The organism is Microcystis sp. LE19-10.1B, from assembly GCF_027530565.1.
GTDB classification, from domain to species: Bacteria; Cyanobacteriota; Cyanobacteriia; order Cyanobacteriales; family Microcystaceae; genus Microcystis; species Microcystis aeruginosa.
This window is the reverse complement of sequence record NZ_JAPZQM010000265.1, coordinates 1-19,455: the sequence shown is the minus strand read 5'-3', so window position 1 is coordinate 19,455 and position 19,455 is coordinate 1. Positions and strand designations below refer to the sequence as shown.

The window sequence follows — 19,455 nt, the reverse complement described above, 5'->3', positions numbered from 1 at the left end:
TCAGAGAATCCGACAGAGGGAATGCTATCCATCTCGGAATGGTTGGCAAAATCCTCCAGTGTTTTTACCAAGAGTTGTCAAACAATCCGAAACTGGTTTGGAGAAATAATTAGTTATTTCGAGCGAAGGACAACGAATGGGGTGGTGGAGGGAATCAACAATAAACTTAAACTAATAAAACGGAGAGGCTGTGGCTTGAGAAACTTTCGGAATTTTTGGGTTAGAAGTATGTTGTCTTGGCATCTTGTCTGTTGATTTAGCATAAAGAGTAACGAAGAGCCGAATTTAACAGGCTATCAATTGCCTTCTGGTACAATTATCACAACGGATGACAACCCTTCAAAACCCGACGCTGAGTTAAAAGACAACGAATAATAATGTTAGTAGCAGAAAGACACATTATCAAGAAAGGACATCGATTTTGGTCGGTGAAACCGGAGATTTTCTAACCGAATGCTTCGCCCGTACTTTTTCAGCAAACCATAAATAGGGTCTGCTGAAAAAGTTTTTCGTGGGGGTAGGGTGTGGGGTGTAGGGTGTAGGGTGTGGGGTTTTAGCGATTTTCAGGTGGTCAACTACCTAATTTTCAGGGAAAAAGTCCAGGAATTTTCCCCCCGATCACTCCAATGGTAGGCACTTTTTGAGGGAAAAAAAGTCTAAAAGCCTTATCCAACAAGGTTTTTAGATTTATTCAGCAAACCCTAAATATTTGTAAACTTTTTCGCCTAAGTTACCTTTCTGTGGTAAGCAAATCTTTACTGCTCCGATTTGGGGGTTTCTTGGGGGGTGTCATCGTTGTTGGTTTTGGGTTCTTGTCCTTTAAAAGTAGGGATAAATCGCGACAAAACTTCAAAAAGCTGATTAAAGGTCGTTTGATTGATTTTACCCGTCAAGAGCAATAACACAAAGACAATAAAAGCAAAGATAAAAATAATTGTCAAAACGCTGGTAATATGCTTTGAATCTGGCACAAAATGGGCAATCACCGCAACTATACAAGCAACCACAGCTAAAACCAGCAACAAAGCGAGACTAGGTTTCAGGAGATTGGGAGTTTCTGGCGTTTTGGGACTCATAGGGCGATTTTCTCGGCTTTTGCGGCCACGTTCCTCCCTTATATCGAGATCTCTTGCTCTTTCTGTCTTAGATTCCACCCCTTCTAAGATATCGCGGATATTATATTTGCCGCGCAAACCGGGGAGAATTGCCTCCACGCTGCCTTGGCGATCGAGTTCTATCAGATAGAGATAATCGACGGGAACTTCTACCCCGGTGGGTTTTTCCCCTTGCAATTCTCGAATCACTAACTTTTCCTGTACGGCTAAATTAGGGATAGTAGCGTGAATTTTCTGAAAATCTGTCTTAATAATAGCTAAAAGCGCACTAGCACGGGAACCCTGGGCTTTTATGCTGATGTAGTTATCTTCCTCGTCGGCACGCACCAAAGCTTTATTAAGATCCATTGTCAGAACCACACCACTACGCCAACGCATGGTTTTATAGATCATCTGGTGATTACGGACGATAAAGCGGGAAATAATGCTACCGGGCAGGATATCATAACGGTACTGGAAGTGTAAAGGTGCGTTTTCGTAGCTATCCACATCCGGTTCATCGATGGGTAGAAGATCGGTGATTAGATAGCGATCGGGACTGTAACCATCAAGGGGAAAACAGAGTTCAAATTTTCCCATCAAATCCATCAAAAATCGGCGTTTATTTTCGGGATAACGTTGGGGTTGTTTGAGAATATTTGGCAGATCTGGCAGTGAAAGAATGCCTTTTTTTTGCACCATCAAATCGTGATTATTGAGAATATCATAAACACCGCTAGTTACCCATTCCGGGTTCAGGACATTGGTTTCATTCAGTCGCGGATCATCTTGGTAGTTGAGGACAATACCGAGATCGTGGAGAAACTGCACTAAACTTTTTTGATCGCTGGCCTCTTTAATCTCGGCTGTCTGACACATTTCCTGATACTTTTCGTAGGAAATAAAGTCATAACTCTTTTGCATCGCTTCTAGTTGAGTTTTGATCTCAAACCAACTATTAGGCAATAAATCTTTGATATGGGGAATAGCATCGATTTGAGAGGCGATTTCCTGCACAAGTTGCTCGATTCCCACACCGGTTTTACAGGAAGTGGCGATTAGCTTGGTGATTTGGGGATATTTTTTCCGGAGGGTGCGGATCTTAACTTGGGGGGGATGTTCATCGGCACAATTACCCACGATAATTACGGGAGAATTGCCTCCGTAGGTTTCAATGAGTTTTAACCAGTATTCCAGACGGTTTTGCTGTTCGTTTTTGCGGTTGTCGAGGACAAGCAGATAAAGACTGCGTTTAGTCAGAAAAAACTGATGGGTGGTTTGCATCACTTTCTGACCGCCAAAATCCCAGAGATTGAGGCGAATATCAGGTTTTTGGGGCAGTTGCCACTTTTCAAGATTAATGCCGGGGGTCTTGGGTTCTTCGGAATTAAAGGTATCGTGCAGTAACCGCTTTAACAGGGAAGTTTTCCCCACATCCCCCTCCCCCACCAATAAAACTTTAAGCTCATTAAGAGGGCGTTTGGCTTTATTCTTGAGATAACTAAAAATCGCCTGCGGATTGCCATCACTCGATATTGTTTTACCCCATCCCTGACGAATAATTTCCGGGGGAACGTTGGTAATCGGGTTATTTTCGAGGACTAATCGCTTCAGGTTGACTAGGTGAGCGAGCGCTTCTGGTATCTCGCTGATTTGGTTATTGTTGAGAAAGAGGATTTGCAGGGAGGTGAGTTGAGCGATTTCGGGGGGAATTTCTGTTAAGTTTCCGCCAGACAGATCCAACTTCCCCGCTCTTTCGTCCTTTGCCTGTTGAATTAACTCTAATACTTCCTGTGCTGTCATTGACCATCCCCCCGCTACTATATTTACTCCATTTTGGCAAAAGATCCAGTTAATACAACTGGTTGAGACCTCATCAGCTTGAGTTGAGTTTCTGGAGAGTGAACTGAAAACTCGCATCTGATGACCGATAAGGGACTTGCGTGGGAATAATATCCTAGCCAGAAAATCGCTCTGTAGAAGAATCAGGCCGGCCAGATGGCATATTATCAAAGCGCAAGTCCCTTAGCTGCGGGGACTCTCAAAGGCTCTCCCCCTACTTAGGGTGATCAGCAAACCTGGGCGATCGGAGGGCGCAAGTTCCTTGCGCCCCTACAGTAACGGATTTTGTCCACAATGTAGGGGCGAACTGCGTTCGCCCAAAAGGTACATTAATGTAGGGGCGAACTGCGTTCGCCCAAAAGGTACATTATCAAAGCGCAAGTCCCTAACTGGGTGACTAAAGTTGAGAATTCCCTTAAGATAAAGTAAATAAGTGTAAAGAAACTGAAAGTTAGCCTACACCCTTGCTGAAAAAATTCTCATTGTCTAGAAGTGCTATGCTCAATCGTTTTTGCCGAGGAATCTCGATCGCTCTTGTAATTGGTGTCATTAGCTGTCTGGGTTGGATTATCTGCCCGGATCAAGCTCTAGCGGTGAATAATCCCGAATTACTGCCCAATCAAGCCACTCCGATCGTTGATTTAGCCAATTATCTACCCGCAAAACAGGAAGAGGCATTAATCCGAGATATCGAGACATTTCAAGGGGAAACCGGCTGGAAAATGCGAGTTTTAACCCAATATGACCGCAGCCCCGGCCGGGCAGTGATTAATTTCTGGGGATTGGATGATAAAAGTATTCTCCTAGTGGCCGATGGTCGCGGCGGTAATCTACTATCTTTTAGTATTGGTGATGCCGTCTATGAATTTTTACCCCGCACTTTTTGGATCGAATTACAGGCCCGTTTCGGTAATATGTATTTTGTCCGGGAAAATGGCGAAAATAACGCGATCGTACAATCCTTGGACACGGTAAAAGGCTGTTTAGTTAAAGGTGGTTGTGCGGTGGTCCCCGGTTTACCGAAGGAACAGTGGATTTTAACTTTAATTACCTCAATTGTCGGCGGTTTAGTCTTCGGTTTTGCCGGTATTCCTCGCAAAGAAGGACAGGTTTTCGCTTGGCAATGGGTTTTAATTGTCTCTCCCCTCTGGTTTATCCTCTTTGTTGCTTTTGGCATCGGACCGGTGGTTACTCGCACCAGTGAATTACTGCCCCTTTTCCGCAATTTAATCGGGTTTGCCCTCGGGGTTTTAGTCGCCTATCTTTCCCCTCGTTTTAATTCCCTCAACGCCTCAAAAACCTAAAAATTAGCGGCTTTTCAGTGATCAGTAATCAGTAAACAGAAAGTAGCGAAGTTTTCACCTATAACTGATACCTGACGGCAGCCCCTCATGGTTCGATCGATCTAGCTCTGTTACAATTGGAAAAATTGTGGAGTGAGTGAGATAACGTTTATGTGGGTCAATACTCAAAGTGAGATTATTAGTAAGGTTTTGCCGCCAGCAGTACGTCTGTTCTTAAGAACGCAAGTAGAACAGATAGAAGATTTAGAAATGCAGCTGCACGGTCATGATCGGCAAATTTTGCGCGGTTATATCCCCGGGGTATTTTTAGCCGTAGGAAGAGCGATTTATCAAGGTTTACATTTAGGTAAAGCGCAATTAAGAGGGGAAAATATTCGTCTTAATATTGGGCAGGTTTTGCGAGGGAAACCCCTAAAAATTTTGGAACCTATTCGGGTTAGCGGTGAGGTGGAAATTAACGAGCAGGATTTAAATAATTCGATCGCCTCGACTATTTTAGTTAATGCTTTTGCCGATTTACTAATTTTTTCCCTAGAAAATAACGGAATTGTTAACGCCAGAGAAATTATCTCACAACAGCGTTTTAACTGGAAAAATGTTCTTCTAAATCAGGGCTATTTCTCTCTTCTCGGCCATAGAGAAACAGGTGCAGAAGTAATTTTTACTGCTGATATTACCTTAAAAGATGCCCGCACTTTAGGGATTAGTCCCCGACAATGGCAAGGTTTAGCCCCAGATTTATCTATTGATTTGCAACCTTTTACCGTCGATTTAGGCAAAGATGTGGAGATTAAATCTTTTATTCTCGACGATAAAACTCTTTTCTGTCAGGGAAGTTTTTTGATTTTACCTTAAAAATAAACGGGATGATTCCGGTGGGTTAACTTAGTTTAACCCACCTAATTAGGGCTTGCTGAATAAATCTAAAAACCTTGTTAGATTAAGGCTTTTTCACGGGGAAAATTCACACCCCACACCCTACACCCCACACCCCACACCCTGCCCCCACCAACAAACTTTTTCAGCAGACCCTAATTATTACCCCGGATTCTGTGCAATTAAAATAATTGTTTGTATTAGTCCAACTAGAAGACCGAGAATACCACCAAGATTAACAATTCCCTGTAATTCCTGTTTAACAATTCCTTGAATAGCATTTTCCAGATCAGCAGGGGAAGTGGCATTTACCCGATCGCGGATTACCTGATCGATGTTGAGAATCGGGATAATTTGGGCGACTAATTTCTCTAAATCTTCCTCTAGATAACGCTCTAAAATTAACGCTAACTCTTGACTAATTACCCCTAATGATGTAGTCATTGACACCGAGGATTGCAGACGATTAATAATTAAATTAGCGATTTGATCCCAGTCGATCGTTTGTCCAAAATCTTGCAGAAATTGTTCGCCACTTTCTTGAATATAAATTCGCACCGTGTCTCTAGTGGTTTTACGCAATTGTCTGACGGTGGAGATAGGTAAATTTTGCAAAGAGATACCTTGTAACCAGTTTTTCAGACGATTACGCATCTCTAAAGATAGTAATAATTCTTTGATTCTGGTATTAGCTAAATCCTTTTCATCAAGGCAAAAAGTGCGTAAGCGGGCCAGGGCATTGCGTAAACCGAATAAATTGGCTACTACCCAATAGGTTCCACTGGTTTTTTCCCGAAATCCTTCATCGATAACTTGAATATTGCGATCGGTTAAAAAATCGATCAAAGCTAGACGGATAACATCAGCAGGTAGGACGGTTTCTAATAGCCAATCGGAGAATTGTCGCGCCTGTTGTTCACTGAGAGAAAATTCTAAGACTAGGCGATCAAAAATTTGATTGATCTGTTTTTCTAAAAAGTCCTGCCGTCGGGCTAAAACTTTTAGTAATCTCGCTAAAGATTCCCCGAATAAATCATGAAGAATCGCCGCCAAAATCTCGGCTGTTTTTGCTTGCCGATCGCCTTTTATTTGTTTTAAAGCTAATTGTAACAGCCAGAGTATCGCCCCCTGTACCCTTTCGGTGTCGAGGAGTCGTTTAGCCAGTTTTTGTAGTTCCTCGGGGGTTAACAGGGAACCCATGATCGTATCCGATACCCGAACAGCTAATCGATCTTGATTGCGAGGAATTAACCCCGGAGTGAAGGGAAGAGGACGCTTACCGATATAAATCGCCTTGTAGGGACGAAATAGCATTTTTATGGCTACATCGTTCGTAAAATAGCCAATAATTGCCCCCGCGATCGGCGGTAAGATCCATGTCCAAAGAGTAGGGAGATTCAATTTAGCAGCAAAAAATAAACGGAAATGTGAGTGAGTTATTTCTTCAAGACTAACACTCCCATCAGTCCTGCTAGGAGTGGATAGTGAACAGCGCCGGAAAATCCCGACTGATAGCCTAATTTTACCTGTTCTGGGCCCCGGGGAAAGCGATCGATACTGGGACTAATATAAGCGTACTGGTCAGTTAAACCGTAACGCTCGGCAGCCGGAACGACGATATGATCGAGATACCAGTTTTGGAATAGTTTGGCGATGGTTTCGGTGGGTTGATGGAAGTCAAGAATCGCCGCTTTAGCACCCGGTTTGAGGACTCGGTATAATTCCCCCAAACATTGGGCAGTATCCACCACATTGCGTAATCCATAGCCAATAGTGGCACAATCAAAGCTAGAATCGGCAAAGGGTAAATTAAGGGCATCCCCTTCCATCCAGTTAATATTAGTGGCACTAAAACGTTGACGGGCGATTTTTAATTGTTGTGGGGAAAAATCTAGTCCGATCACTTTGCCCGTTTTACCCACTTGTTTTGATAATAGGTTAGTCAGGTCGCCGCTACCACAACAGATATCGAGGGCAAAATCTCCTTTTTCGGGTTGACACCACTTGACTGTCATTAATTTCCAGATACGGTGTAATCCTAAACTTAATTCTTGATTAAGGCGGTCATATTCGGGAGCGATCTGATCAAAAATTGCTTGTATTTCTGTGGAGTTAGGTGAGGATTGATTGGACATTTTTATAATATGGCATCAGAGAAAATCCCAGATGAAGTTATACCATTCTATCCTATCTGCGCTCACGGAGATAAGCTGTTGAGCATCTACAGCAGTTATCTTCATGGTGGGGAACAGTGACTTAGATTACACTTCATCTATCTGATCATCTCCCGGCCGCAATTCGATCGAGAGGCCTTCCCGGGCGAGAATAGTTTCAGGGAAAATCTTTCTTGCCTCTTCCCCAATGCGATCGAGAAAATCGTCATTATGGGCCGGATCGTGATGAAATAGAACTAACTGCTTAACTTGCGCTGCTTGAGCGATTTTGACTGCCTGCTGCCAAGTGGAATGACCCCAACCCACCTTAGAATACTTAGGATCGTTGTATTCCTCATCGGTGTAGGTAGCATCAATAATCATCACATCCGCTTGCCATGCCAAAGCCAAAACGTTATCATCAAGGCGATCGGGAAAATGTTCGGTATCGGTAATATAGGCTGCCGATAAACCCTGCCAATTTACCCGATAACCCACCGCTTCTCCTGGATGATTTAAAGGACGGGTTTCGACGGTGACATCCCCACAGTGGAGGGTTTCGCCCATTTCTAGATTATAAAATTCTAAATCGGCCCGCATAATCTGCAAAGGCACGGGAAAATTAGGATGTAACATCTGATCGTGTAATGTTTGCTTGATGGTTGCTCCGTTGGGGGAGGGAACTGCGTAGATTTTAAAAGTATTGCCCCGGATAAAAGCAGGGATAAAAAAAGGAAAACCCTGAATATGATCCCAATGGGAGTGGCTGAAAAATAAATGGGCTTTCGCTGGACTTTCTGCCATCAAAGACTGTCCTAGTAGGCGTAACCCCGTACCACCGTCAAAAATTAATCTTTCTCTACCGACTTGCATCTCTACACAGGAAGTATTACCACCATAACGAACGGTTTCCGAACCTGGACAGGGAATACTCCCCCTTACTCCCCAAAATTTGATCTGGAAGCAGTTGTAGAGCATATCAGAAGTTTCTCTACTGGTACTGATGGGCTAATAGATCAGATTAGCACTCTTCCACAATTAAGTCTGTGACCTGATGACAAGCACGATGATTTACGATAGTGGAAAAGGATTATAGTTTTCGGGAAAGCAAGAGCATGGATTTACAGAAATTCTTAGAACAATTGCCTCAACAGTATCAGGATTGGGGATCGGCTTTAATGTCGCCTATTTCCGAGCAATTAACCCTTTTAAGCGAAAAAACCGCCTCCTATCCCGATCGCAATCTCTTTCCCCTGCTCAATCTCGCCGTTGCCTGTCTGCAACCGGACGAGGTTTACTGTCAAGTGGGTTGTTTTCGTCGCGGTAGTTTAGTCGCCGCTTTCTGCGATAATAGCGATCGCTACGGTTATGGCGTAGAAGCTTTTTTTAAATACGATCCATCGGGAGAAAAACTAACTATATTATCCCAGGATTTGGAGGATTTTCAACTATCAGAACAAATATTTTTAAGCGATCAAGAAACGGAAAACTTTTTCGATGATCTGGAAGAATTAAACAGTGAAGAAAAGCTGGGAGTTTATTACTACGATGCCGCCGAAGACTATCGCTCTCTCTTTATCTCCTTGCTTTTAGCCAAAAACTTCTGGTCTGATTCCGCTTTAATTATCATCAATAAATGTCAGCATCCCGCTCTCCAACAGGCAATAAAAGATTTTACTAAAACCCATCCCCAAGCCCAGATAATTTTAGATGATCAAGTCGCTAATCACGGTTTGCTTGGTTTGAAAAATATTTGTTTATTAGCTTGGAATGCTCCCCCAGGGATAACAGCGCTAAAATCCCCGAAAAAACTGGTTTTAAATGTGGGTTGTGGTCCCTATAATCCCGAAGCTTTACCCCAACTATTCCGCGATGGCAATTGGCAAGAAATTCGCCTCGATATCAATACTGCTGTTAACCCAGATATTTTAGGAACTATTACCGATTTAAGTGCCGTTCCCGATAACTCCGTCGATGCGGTTTTTTCTAGTCATAATCTAGAACATATTTATCATTACGAAGTTCCCATCGCCCTAGAGGAATTTAAACGCATTCTTAAACCCGAAGGCTTTTTAATGATCGTAGTTCCCGATATGCAAACTGCCGCCGAATTTGTCGCTAGAGGCGATATGGAAAATGAACCTTTATATATTTCTCCCGGTGGTCCCGTGCGGGCTTTATGGATGTTTTACGGCATGGGAACAGAAGTCCCCGGAATGCCCTATATGGCTCATAAAACAGGTTTTACTTCTCAAAATCTCAACCAAAAATTACAAGAAGCAAATTTTGCCAGAGTCGAGGTAATTCGCACGGAATTTGAGTTAGTTGCTTTTGGGTATAAGTGAGGAAAGATTAGCAAAAATTGCCCGCAATTGTGGGGCGATTCTTTCCCTTTGATTGATTAAATAAATACTAACGAGGGTTAAAGATACCCCCACCCATTGCAATACACTTAACATCTCACCGAGGAATAAATTCCCGAAAGTGAGGGCAAAAACCGGAGTTAAAAAAGTTAAAGAACTTAAACTGGTTAAATTGCCCTTGGCGGCTAAATAAAAGAATATTCCGTATGCGATCGCACTACCAAAAATCGTGGCATAACTTAAAGCTAACCAACCATTTAAATCGATATTTTGCCATTGATGGGATTCGGTGAAACCTGAAGCTAAAAATAGCGGCAATCCTCCTAAAATCATGTGCCATCCCGTGGCGCTGACGGGATCCGCATGACGACAGACAAACCGGATTAAGACTGTTCCCACCGCCATGGATAGGGAAGCCAAAAGCATGAGCATTTCGCCGCTATTTAGTAATTCCTGCCAGCTAAAGTCAATATTTAACCCTTTTTGTCCAAAAAAGTCATAAAACCATTGATCGGGCAAGCCAATTAAACTAATTCCCCCAATCCCTAAACCCAATCCCAACCAACCCCAGACACCGATAACTTCTTTAAATAGCCAACTGGACATTAAAGCCACCGCTAGGGGTTGGGAGTCAATAATTACCGATCCTAACCCTGCCCCGGTGCGATTTAATCCCAATGCCAGAAAACCTTGAAAAAGAGTGGCATCCATCAGAGCAAAAAGGGCAATCCATAGCCACGCTTGCAGGGTTTTGGGCTGAGGACGACCTAAAAACCAAGCTACTATTAAAACTAACATTCCGGCGGGGACAAGGCGAATTCCCGCCATAAATAGGGGGGTAGTATGGGGGATAACACCCTTCATCGCTACCATCGCTGTTCCCCAGAGAAAAAACGGTGAGATAAATAAGAGGGGCGAGGATTTCTTTAAATCTAGGTTTTCCATAGGTAAGTAGCTGGTTATAATTAAATTAAAAATGGATTTTAGGTTCGATCCCCCCTGCCCCCCTTGATAAGGGGGGTGCCGATCCCCCCTTAATCCCCCCTTGATAAGGGGGGTGCCGATAGGCGGGGGGATCTGATAACTTTTAACGCCTACCTACTTAGCGATCGAGTTTTGTAGATAACAAATTTCCCTAATTGTATAGTAGAAACTGGGGATCGGCTCTTAATTCTCTTGACTTTCTCCTAACTGATTTTCCTCTAAAGCTGTTATTGGTTTTTCTTCGCTCGATCCGATCCAGATCGCAATCATTCCGGCGATAGGAATGGATAGAAAAACCCCTAATAATCCCGCAACTCTTTCGCCGATAAAGAGAGATAAAAATAAAATTACCGGGTTTAATTCTAGGGCATTGCCCATAACTTTAGGGCGAATAATATTATCTTGAATTTGCACCAAGACAACACAGACAATAAAAGCTTTAACGGCAATTGCTAGTCCCTGGGAGGTAAAAGTCAAGATAGTTACCAACAAAATGCCCAGGGTTGCCCCGATACCAGGGATAGCATCGATAACACCGAGAATGCTCGCTAAAATTAGCCCATATTTGATTCCTAATAGGGAAAAACTTAAGAAACTCGTCACCGATAAAAAGAGCATTAACAACAGTTGCCCGCGAATAAATCCCAGAAAACTTTGTCGAAAAGACTTGGCAAAACGCTCCCGGTATGCTATGGGGAGAAGTTGCAAAAAACCTCGCCAGAGTTTATCACCGTCGATGAGCATATAAACACTGATCACCGCCCCGAAAATGCCCGTAAAGACACTGGAAAAAACTCCCTGTACGAGCGATAAACCCGTGGCTAAACCGGTTTGTAAGCTTCCCACCATTTTATTTAAATCTAATCGATCAAGAAAGTCTTGAAAGGGTAAAAAATCTTTTTGACTAAGGGCATCGGTAAGATTGAATAGTAGTCCTCTCCCCTGATTAACCGCTTCTAATCCTATGCCTGTGACTAATCTAAATAGGAGGATAAAAGCTACTAGGGTGGTAATAGCAATGGCTAGTCCTCTCGGTAGATAACGGGATAACCAAACCACGGGATAATTTAATAGAGCGGCCAGGACTGCCGAACCAGTAAAAATAGCGATCATCCCGTAGAAATAGTTAATTAAGATAATTAGACTCCAGCCACAGCCAAATAATAATAGATAGCGCACTAGAATCGAGTTATTCAGAGTTTTCCAAAAGGAGCTAGAAGGGGGCATAAATAAAGCTAGAAATAGGATTTTAGCATTTAGAATTGTTTTAACAAAGCTTCCCGCATGACCGAGACGGGGACGGGTTGACCTAACCAGATTTCTAGTGCGATCGCTCCCTGATTAACTAACATTTCTAACCCATCAATAATTCTTATCCCTCTAGTCCGGGCCAACCGGAGAAATTTGGTCGGCCGGGGATTATAAATTAGATCGTAGGCGATCGCCGATGGGGGTAAAAGGTCTAATAATTCTAACTCAACAGGGGATTGTTCGCCCTGGGGGGACATTCCGATCGGGGTAGAATTAATCAGGAGTTCTGTGGTGGATACCAGCCCCTCTAATTCGTCCCAGCCATGCACTTCTAGGAGGTCATAGAGGCTTGTATTCGCCCAACTTTCTTTAAAAGGATCTAATTTCTTTTGATTGCGTCCTACCACATGAATTTCGCCACAGCCCAACTGGGCGCAAGCCACCACCACCGCCCGGGCCGCGCCGCCATTGCCTAAAATAACTGGATTCACCTGACTCCAATCTTTGTCAAGGGATTTCAAGGGTGCGAGAAAGCCATCCACATCGGTATTCGTTCCCTGCCAGCCGGTTTCCGTGCGCCAGACGGTGTTAACTGCGCCCACTAGCCTTGCTTTCTCGGTAATTTGCGATAATAAGGGAATAATTGCTAATTTATGGGGAATTGTGACGCTAAAACCCTGTAGATCGATGGCGGACAAACCAGCGATCGCAGTTGCTAAATTTTCCGGGGCGATAGGTAGGGGAAGATAGACATAATTTAGCCCCAAGGCATCGATAGCGGCATTGTGCATGGGGGGAGAAAGAGTATGGCCGATGGGATCGCCGATTACGCCTAATAACTTGGTTTTTCCGTTAATAATGGTCATAAAAAAGGTGGGCTTTCCCCACCAAAGTTTGATATCAAGGGTGGCCAATGCTCACCTTACTATACTAGGGTTTGCTGAAAAAGTTTTTCCTGGGGGCAGGGTGTAGGGTGTGGGGTGTGGGGTGTAGGGTTTTACCGATTTTGAGGGGGTCAATTACCTAATTTTCAGGGAAAAAGTCCAGGGATTTTTCCCCCGATAACTCCCAGATCCATTACTTTTTGATGGCCAAAAGGTCTAAAAGTTTTACCCAACAAGGTTTTTAGATTTATTCAGCAAACCCTATACTATTTCTTGATTTCGCGGGCCATTTTCAGGAAAGGATTGATATTGTCATCGTTAGCGCGACGAACGTTATCATTAGCAGCGTTAGCCTTACTATTAGCCTCGGAAGTAGCCGATTTTGCCACAATACCGTTATCGGTGACTTTGCTGACTTCCATAGAAGAAATCTGTTTAATCGATTCGCCACCCTTTTTATTCGAGGCAGTTTTCGGGAAAGTACGTCGGATCGTGATCGGTGTCCGCATAAAGTCGATATCACCGAGAGTTTTAGCGTCATCGGGTTCCAAGTAAAAAGCCTCTTTCGGTTCCGGTGCGCTCATATCCATCGGTTCATCGACGTATTTCGTCTTATTGCCAAACAGGCCAAAGAATCCAGCCATTTTCTCGCTCTCCTAAATAAATATATTTACCATAAATTGCTGCTGATTGTTAAATCATATCAATATTTATGACAAAAAGCCAGGTAGGGTGTGCTGAATAAGTCTGTTGGTGGGGTTAGTAGCCGGTCATCAGTAGCCGGTCGTCAGGAGTCAGGAGACAGGAGTCAGGAGACAGGAGACAGGAGTCAGTATTCAGGAGTCAGTATTCAGGAGTCAGTATTCAGGAGTCAGTATTCAGGAGTCAGGAGATTATTTTTATTTATTATCCCCACACCCTACACCCCACACCCTACACCCTACACCCTACACCCTACACCCTACACCCTACACCCTACACCCCACACCCCATCACCCCATCACCCCAATCAACGCTGTTCTAACCTACGACTGGCTAGGGACATAGAATAACAGAAAATCCAGTAAATAAACGCCAAAAATAGATAAACTTCTGGATAATCGCCGATAAATTTCGGATTAGCCAAAACCGATCCTGCCATACCCAAGAGGTCCACCAGTCCCACGATCGCCAGTAGGGAAGTATCCTTAAATAAACTGATAAATTGACCAACAATAGCAGGAATGACCGCTTTTAAAGCTTGGGGTAGAACGATCAATAATAAAACGAAAATCGGTTTTAAACCCAAAGCTTTGGCCGCTTCAATTTGACCCTTGGGAATCGCTTGTAAACCACCGCGGACATTTTCGGCCAGATAGGCTGCTGCAAAAAGGGTAAATCCGGCGATCGCTCTGATTACCCGTTCCGGTCTGGTCCCGGCGGGTAAAATTAAAGGTAACATCACCTGAGCCATGAATAAAATTCCCAACAAAGGTAAACCGCGCAATAATTCGATATAACCAATAGATAGCCAACGAATTGCCGGTAATTCACTCTGTCTCCCCAGGGCTAATAATACCCCCAAGGGGAAAGATAAAATCATACTGGCGATCGCTACTAATAAAGTTAAGATTAAACCACTGAGATCATCGAGGGGAATTGCCTTTAAAAATAATCCCCCCAATAGCAACCAAGCGATTAAAGGTAAAGTCAATAACCAGAGCAATCCCCACCAGCGTTGGAGAAAAGCGGGGCAATTGGGGAAGCGACCCCGGTTTAATTGCCAAGAAAACAGTGATAAAGCCGCAAGTATCGTTAAAATCAGCCAAATTCTCCATATTGACTGTTCTGGATAACGACCGACCACAAATAAACCGATATTTTCCGTCACTACAGCCCATTTTGCCTGATTTATCGCCCAATCGAGAAAACTTAAACCACCCCAGAGGCTGAGAAATAGACCCGCAAGGGTTAAGATGACGTTGTACCAAGTGTTAAAGAGATTTTTTCTTAACCAGAGTCCCATAAAATTCCCTAACCTCTACAGTGGTGATCCTTGTACTTTTTCAGTACAATGGTGCTATTAGAAAAATTCAGACTAATTTTCGACCATGAACAGTTGCATTTTAATGGCTAAAATTGTCCGTCGTCCCGAATTACGTTATACCCAAGATAATCAAACTCCCTACGCTCAAATGTTAGTCGAGTTTTCTGCCAATCGTGCCGAGGCAACCCCGACTAATTTAAGGGCCGTAGCTTGGGGAAATTTGGCCTCAGAAGTCGCTCAGAACTATAATGAAGGCGATCAAGTAATTTTGGAAGGTCGTCTCTCGATGCAGACGATCGATCGTCCCGAAGGTTTTAAGGAAAAACGGGCCGAATTAGTCATTAGTCATCTCTATCATCTTGACGGCAGCGTGAGTAGCGGTGAAATGGCAGCCCCGACTCCAGAAAAAGTCGTGCCAATCAATACCCACAAATCGAATAAAACCCCGGTGGAAAAACCCGTCGCACCTGTCTCCACCGGGGATTTTGAATATGACGCATCCTATGAACTTTCTAATCCTTCCGCTTGGCAACCTAGCGACACATCGGTGGAGGAAAATTTAGACGATATTCCTTTCTAATTACCCCGACAGAATTAATGGCTCTTCTCGATTTTGTCTGATAGTTTTTGCTTATGGAATCGTGGAATGCTTATCCGGCAAGACTTTAAGCACTATTTTGACGGATATTCTATCAGTATAGACCTCGTTTCCACACAGAAACCAGAAGAGCCAGTTCTTGCCTTCTAACCCCCTAACTCCCCACCATTGATACTTTTCTTTTGTTGAACGTAGCTCTGAAAATCGGCGAGGGTCAGTTCATCTAACCACTGGTGTCGCTCGGCGGTGTAATCTCCATGGCCGACTTCCAATTGTTGCAGGAAGCGGAGCATTCCCACCACCCCTAAAGAGTCAACTAAAGCTTGATATCCTTGTTTTCTCAGTTCAGCTAATTTCATTGCCATCCTCCTGTAAAGTCGCCATCAACCAAATCACGGGATTCTCTACCGTTACGTTAATTGAATCTCTATATTGTTGAGCTTTTCGCAGCAGCCTGTCATCGGTGGTCAGGAAAATATCAGCGCCCCCCGCTTCAGCAAAAGCCAGATGTAAGGCATCATAAAACTTAAAACCCAGTTGGGAGGTACGGAGTAGGGGCAATTCATGAATTGCCCCTACTGGCGATGGGCGTTTCCCTCGATACCATCCAACGGGCAGCTTCTACAGTAGCTTCTTGCCAAAATTCGGCATCAGTAGCAGCTATATCTGAATAATCTATATCAGAATCTTTCATCTGACCAAGGAGCTTTAATTGTTCCTCTCTCGACATAGTCATAATAAATAATCACCTAAGTAGGTAGGCGTTAAAAATCATCAGATCCCCCCGCCTATCGGCACCCCCCTTATCAAGGGGGGCAGGGGGGATCGAACCTAAAATCCATTTTTAATTTAATTATAACCAGCTACTTAACAATGTTAGCGAAATTTTGAACCCTATGACCGAATCTGACACACTGCGCCACAATCCCTCACGGAAGGCGATAGGTCGCCTGAGAAGCAGTAAAACAGGGGAAAATACCTGAGACTCTTTCCCCTATGAATCCCTAAGCTAGGGAGAAGAATATAAAGATTTATTAAATTGTAGCTTAGGATACAGTTGTGGGGGGGGAGTGTGTATGCTGGCTTCAAGTTGTCCTCAACGGAGTGTCGCCATTAACGGAGTGTGTAAATTACATGAGTGTCGCAAAGCAATATTCTATCAAGCAGACCATTTTTAAGCAGCTTTTATTTCTGCTCCCTTCTTTTCTTGCTTGGAGCAATTTACCAGCAAATAGCCAACCCGTAGGTTCTGGAGTGACAAACGGTGTTTTTAATAGCTTCGCCAGTCCTTTTCCCTATACAGATGTCAATGGAATTGGTACTAATCAACTTGATTTTAGTCTTCCCGATTCCGCTCCCAGCTTTTTTAAATTCGATGGAACATCTTTTGAGAATGTTCAAGTTGGACAAACTTTTGTCTTAGGAACACTTAGCTATAAAAATGGAATTGGTTGGATTGGACTTCACACCTCAGAACTAGCAGTTTCTAGTAGTTCGTCCACTACCACTCCATTTAATTTTAATCAGATTTTGACTGAACAGATCGGATTAGATATGACCGCCAATGGTTTTGTGGTCGATGGAGTGTTGGTTCTCGCAACTCCTGAACAAGCAGCTGATATATTATATTTTCCTAATAGACCAGAGTTAGGAAGCTTTCGTATTTATGAAAATTCCACTGGTACTGTGGAAGTTTTAGGAAGATTTGGTTCACTTCAGTTGGCAGGTTTTGGGAATGCTATATCAGGGGGTTTTGTTGATCCAACCATCGATCCTATTCCGACTGCTCCTGCTGTTTCCGTTCCTGAATCTGGAAATATAGCTGGCTTACTTGCGATTAGTATTGTGGGCGCAGCTTCCACCCTCAAGCGCAAACTAAAACCCTCCCAATCCACCGAAAAAGAAACTACAAAAGTCTCCTAAAATCCCCCATAAAACCCCACAAAAACCCCTTCATTAATTGGAGGGGTTTTTGTCATAAAACCCAGTCGTTGATCGTTAGGAGAATTGAGATTGAGTGTATATACCCCAAAATAGTCCTACTGTTCACTAATTTTACTTTCAGCGAGAATTTCTTGGAGGACGGGGGATAAATTGCTAGTTAAACGGCCGGCTCGAATAAATTCAGCGTAGGTATCAGCTTCGATATCTAGGAGGGTTTCCCGAAGTTGTTCCATTGTCAATAGCTGTAATTGGGGATAACTATCGTTGAGAGATTGTATTTCCGCTTCTACGGTCTTTAACTTTTCTTTGACAAGATGCTGCTCATAACTAAAGAATTCGGGGGCAACATCGGGAGATTTATCTAACTTAGAAAGATAGTCTAAAACTCTTTTTAAAGCTACCCGTCGGGCTAAAAGTTCCGCATAGTTTTCTCGAATTGGTTGATCACCGATCAAGTCTAATCTCGATAGGAAAGTTTGAATAGTTAATCCCTGAACCAAAAGGGTAAAGAGAACAACTCCGAAGACGATATCGATGATATCCTGACGATTGGGAAAAATAACCGGCACACTTAAAGCTAGGGCAATAGAAACGGAACCGCGCAAACCTCCCCACCATAAAACCGTTTTTTCCCGCCAATTAATTTTAGTTTCCATCAAGGCATTACTAACAGTTGCCAAAGCAAAGGTAGCCAGAAAACGGGCCGCTACCACGGCAGCGATCGTGATAAAAATTAAATTGAGATTATCGGCTAAACTGGAGAGACGGATCTGATCGCCGATGAGGAGAAAAACGATCGAATTGACAAAAAAAGCGAGAAACTCCCAGAATTGCGTGACTAATAGGCGGGTACGGGGACTCATACTAATTCTAGAGCCAAAATTACCTAAAATAATCCCCGTAGTCACCACTCCGATTACCCCCGAACCCCCGAACTCCTCGGTTAATAAATAAGCACCGTAGGCGGACACAAGAGTTAAAGACTGTTCCACTAGGGGTAAATCGAGACGTTGAGTCAGATAGGAAATACCAAAACCCACTAAACAACCCACTGCCACCCCGATACCGATAAAAGCCGCAATCCGGCTAATGGTTGTCTCTAAGGATAGACCACTAGCACCGAGGGGAATTTCCACCAAAAGAGCGAAAGCGACGACAGCGACCCCATCATTAAATAAGCTTTCCCCTTCCAAAAGCACGGTGAGGTTTTTACTGGCCCCTAATTCGCGAAAAAGAGCGACAACAGCGACGGGATCCGTAGAAGAAAGGCTCGCACCCACTAATAATGCCGTAAATAGGGGTAAATTGGTCAATTCATCTAGGGTAAAACCAACCCCGAAAATCGAGATAATTACGCCGACAATAGCGAAAAGACTGACGGGAATCCAATTATCCTTCAGATCTCGCCAGCGTGTATTCCAAGCGGCTTCAAATAGCAAAGGGGGCAGAAAAATTTCTAGAATCAGTTCGGGGGATAGGTTCACCAGACGGATATCGATAAAAGCTAAACCTAAACCGACTATCACTAACAATAGGGTGTAAGGAATTTGGCGAAACCAGCTAAAAATCCTCGAAACCGTAGCCACACTCAGGGAAACGGACAAAACAATTAGAAATTGTTCTAAATTTTGCTTAATGACTTCATCGGTAGCGGATTCTAAACTCATTGGGTGGGAGGCAATCGGTGAGCGGACGTGCAAGAAAAGAACAATCTAAATTATTTGACATCCTCGCCGCCGTAAAACGGACGGCGATTCCCAAACCTCACGATTTAGGTTTCTGCTTCTTTCCCGAAGGATTTTTCGCACCTGCCTTCACAGATTTACTCTGTTCTGGTCTTATGGTCGCTCCACAGACTGACACCGCAAGCCCTGCGGCCAAAATATTTTTACTGGCGTTAACATCTCGGTCATGGTGAGTCCCACAGTCTGGACAGTCCCATTCTCGAACATTTAACGGCATTTTCTCAGCAATATACCCGCAATTACTACACCTTTTAGAACTAGGAAACCATCTATCTATTTCGATGTAATTTCTCCCATACCAACGGCATTTATAGGCTAATTGTCGGGTGATTTCTCCCCAGCTTACATCAGATATTGCCTGAGATAATTTCGGGTTTTTGACCATATTCTT

Annotated in this window: 21 protein-coding genes; 7 read left to right on the top strand and 14 right to left on the bottom strand. The window is 43.6% G+C overall.

From position 1 onward, the window contains the following. On the top strand, positions 1 to 255 hold a 255-nt coding region (locus tag O9332_RS09670; protein ID WP_288025151.1), incomplete at its 5' end, for a transposase. Positions 256 to 755: 500 nt separating this feature from the next. On the opposite strand, the gene O9332_RS09665 is transcribed toward O9332_RS09670, so the two are convergent. Continuing rightward, entirely contained in the window at positions 756 to 2,897 is a 2,142-nt protein-coding gene (locus tag O9332_RS09665; protein ID WP_288025148.1) for a COR domain-containing protein, read from the bottom strand. A gap of 536 nt (positions 2,898 to 3,433) precedes the next feature. Here O9332_RS09665 and O9332_RS09660 point away from each other — a divergent pair. Together O9332_RS09660 and O9332_RS09655 are read left to right on the top strand one after the other, a co-directional pair. Then, positions 3,434 to 4,240 (top strand): TPM domain-containing protein, encoded by an 807-nt coding sequence (locus tag O9332_RS09660; protein WP_002775882.1) that lies wholly within the window; start codon positions 3,434 to 3,436, stop codon positions 4,238 to 4,240. Between the two features lie 150 nt (positions 4,241 to 4,390). Further along, complete coding sequence (locus tag O9332_RS09655; protein ID WP_288025145.1) at positions 4,391 to 5,095, top strand: LmeA family phospholipid-binding protein; 705 nt, start codon at positions 4,391 to 4,393, stop codon at positions 5,093 to 5,095. Between the two features lie 183 nt (positions 5,096 to 5,278). On the opposite strand, the gene O9332_RS09650 is transcribed toward O9332_RS09655, so the two are convergent. The 3 genes from O9332_RS09650 to O9332_RS09640 all read right to left on the bottom strand — a co-directional run bounded on the left by O9332_RS09650 (position 5,279) and on the right by O9332_RS09640 (position 8,247). Next, positions 5,279 to 6,517, bottom strand: coding sequence for a DUF445 domain-containing protein (locus O9332_RS09650; RefSeq protein WP_002758258.1), 1,239 nt, complete (start codon positions 6,515 to 6,517; stop codon positions 5,279 to 5,281). 35 nt (positions 6,518 to 6,552) lie between these two features. Next, a complete protein-coding gene (ubiE, locus tag O9332_RS09645; protein WP_002758259.1) occupies positions 6,553 to 7,251 on the bottom strand; it encodes a bifunctional demethylmenaquinone methyltransferase/2-methoxy-6-polyprenyl-1,4-benzoquinol methylase UbiE in 699 nt (232 codons plus the stop codon). 126 nt (positions 7,252 to 7,377) lie between these two features. Further along, the gene (locus O9332_RS09640) at positions 7,378 to 8,247 is read right to left on the bottom strand and encodes an MBL fold metallo-hydrolase (RefSeq protein WP_002758261.1); all 870 of its coding nucleotides are present in this window, start codon (positions 8,245 to 8,247) and stop codon (positions 7,378 to 7,380) included. A 137-nt stretch (positions 8,248 to 8,384) separates the two neighbouring features. On the opposite strand from O9332_RS09640, the gene O9332_RS09635 reads away from it, so the two are divergent. Further along, the gene (locus O9332_RS09635) at positions 8,385 to 9,614 is read left to right on the top strand and encodes a class I SAM-dependent methyltransferase (protein WP_002758262.1); all 1,230 of its coding nucleotides are present in this window, start codon (positions 8,385 to 8,387) and stop codon (positions 9,612 to 9,614) included. On the opposite strand, the gene O9332_RS09630 is transcribed toward O9332_RS09635, so the two are convergent. The 4 genes from O9332_RS09630 to O9332_RS09615 all read right to left on the bottom strand — a co-directional run bounded on the left by O9332_RS09630 (position 9,591) and on the right by O9332_RS09615 (position 13,395). Next, positions 9,591 to 10,577, bottom strand: coding sequence for a DMT family transporter (locus tag O9332_RS09630; RefSeq protein WP_002758263.1), 987 nt, complete (start codon positions 10,575 to 10,577; stop codon positions 9,591 to 9,593). The genes O9332_RS09635 and O9332_RS09630 overlap by 24 nt on opposite strands. Positions 10,578 to 10,799: 222 nt before the next feature. Continuing rightward, on the bottom strand, positions 10,800 to 11,843 hold the full coding sequence (locus O9332_RS09625) for an AI-2E family transporter (protein WP_002758265.1): 1,044 nt from the start codon (positions 11,841 to 11,843) through the stop codon (positions 10,800 to 10,802). Between the two features lie 29 nt (positions 11,844 to 11,872). Then, the gene (locus tag O9332_RS09620; RefSeq protein ID WP_043998978.1) at positions 11,873 to 12,733 is read right to left on the bottom strand and encodes a shikimate dehydrogenase; all 861 of its coding nucleotides are present in this window, start codon (positions 12,731 to 12,733) and stop codon (positions 11,873 to 11,875) included. A gap of 284 nt (positions 12,734 to 13,017) precedes the next feature. Then, the gene (locus O9332_RS09615; RefSeq protein ID WP_002737069.1) at positions 13,018 to 13,395 is read right to left on the bottom strand and encodes a hypothetical protein; all 378 of its coding nucleotides are present in this window, start codon (positions 13,393 to 13,395) and stop codon (positions 13,018 to 13,020) included. Between the two features lie 90 nt (positions 13,396 to 13,485). Here O9332_RS09615 and O9332_RS09610 point away from each other — a divergent pair, with 90 nt between their 5' ends. Continuing rightward, positions 13,486 to 13,803: a hypothetical protein gene (locus O9332_RS09610; protein ID WP_288025138.1), complete on the top strand. Its 318-nt coding sequence runs from the start codon at positions 13,486 to 13,488 to the stop codon at positions 13,801 to 13,803. Here the strand turns inward: O9332_RS09610 and O9332_RS09605 are convergent. Next, the gene (locus O9332_RS09605; RefSeq protein WP_002758268.1) at positions 13,761 to 14,756 is read right to left on the bottom strand and encodes an amino acid ABC transporter permease; all 996 of its coding nucleotides are present in this window, start codon (positions 14,754 to 14,756) and stop codon (positions 13,761 to 13,763) included. The two genes, O9332_RS09610 and O9332_RS09605, sit on opposite strands and share 43 nt — an antisense overlap. An 85-nt stretch (positions 14,757 to 14,841) precedes the next feature. Between O9332_RS09605 and O9332_RS09600 the strand changes: the two genes are divergently transcribed. After that, positions 14,842 to 15,357 carry a single-stranded DNA-binding protein gene (locus O9332_RS09600; protein WP_002758269.1) on the top strand — a complete coding sequence of 172 codons (516 nt, stop codon included), beginning with the start codon at positions 14,842 to 14,844 and terminating at the stop codon, positions 15,355 to 15,357. Positions 15,358 to 15,521: 164 nt separating this feature from the next. Here the strand turns inward: O9332_RS09600 and O9332_RS09595 are convergent, their stop codons facing one another. From O9332_RS09595 to O9332_RS09585, 3 genes are read right to left on the bottom strand one after another with little or no spacing between them, the layout of a single operon-like run. Further along, positions 15,522 to 15,734, bottom strand: coding sequence for a hypothetical protein (locus O9332_RS09595; protein ID WP_002758270.1), 213 nt, complete (start codon positions 15,732 to 15,734; stop codon positions 15,522 to 15,524). Continuing rightward, positions 15,721 to 15,936, bottom strand: a complete 216-nt coding sequence (locus O9332_RS09590; protein ID WP_002758272.1) for a PIN domain-containing protein — start codon at positions 15,934 to 15,936, stop codon at positions 15,721 to 15,723. Before O9332_RS09590 ends, O9332_RS09595 begins: the two co-directional genes overlap by 14 nt. 1 nt (position 15,937) lies before the next feature. Beyond that, entirely contained in the window at positions 15,938 to 16,111 is a 174-nt protein-coding gene (locus tag O9332_RS09585; protein ID WP_002735110.1) for a hypothetical protein, read from the bottom strand. A gap of 398 nt (positions 16,112 to 16,509) precedes the next feature. Between O9332_RS09585 and O9332_RS09580 the strand changes: the two genes are divergently transcribed. Then, positions 16,510 to 17,298 carry a choice-of-anchor K domain-containing protein gene (locus tag O9332_RS09580; protein ID WP_008200115.1) on the top strand — a complete coding sequence of 263 codons (789 nt, stop codon included), beginning with the start codon at positions 16,510 to 16,512 and terminating at the stop codon, positions 17,296 to 17,298. Between the two features lie 116 nt (positions 17,299 to 17,414). On the opposite strand, the gene O9332_RS09575 is transcribed toward O9332_RS09580, so the two are convergent. Together O9332_RS09575 and O9332_RS09570 are read right to left on the bottom strand one after the other, a co-directional pair. Further along, a complete protein-coding gene (locus O9332_RS09575; RefSeq protein ID WP_287693636.1) occupies positions 17,415 to 18,986 on the bottom strand; it encodes a Na+/H+ antiporter in 1,572 nt (523 codons plus the stop codon). A gap of 97 nt (positions 18,987 to 19,083) precedes the next feature. Beyond that, positions 19,084 to 19,455 (bottom strand): RNA-guided endonuclease TnpB family protein (locus O9332_RS09570; protein WP_288025131.1); only part of this gene is annotated, 372 nt, incomplete at its 5' end.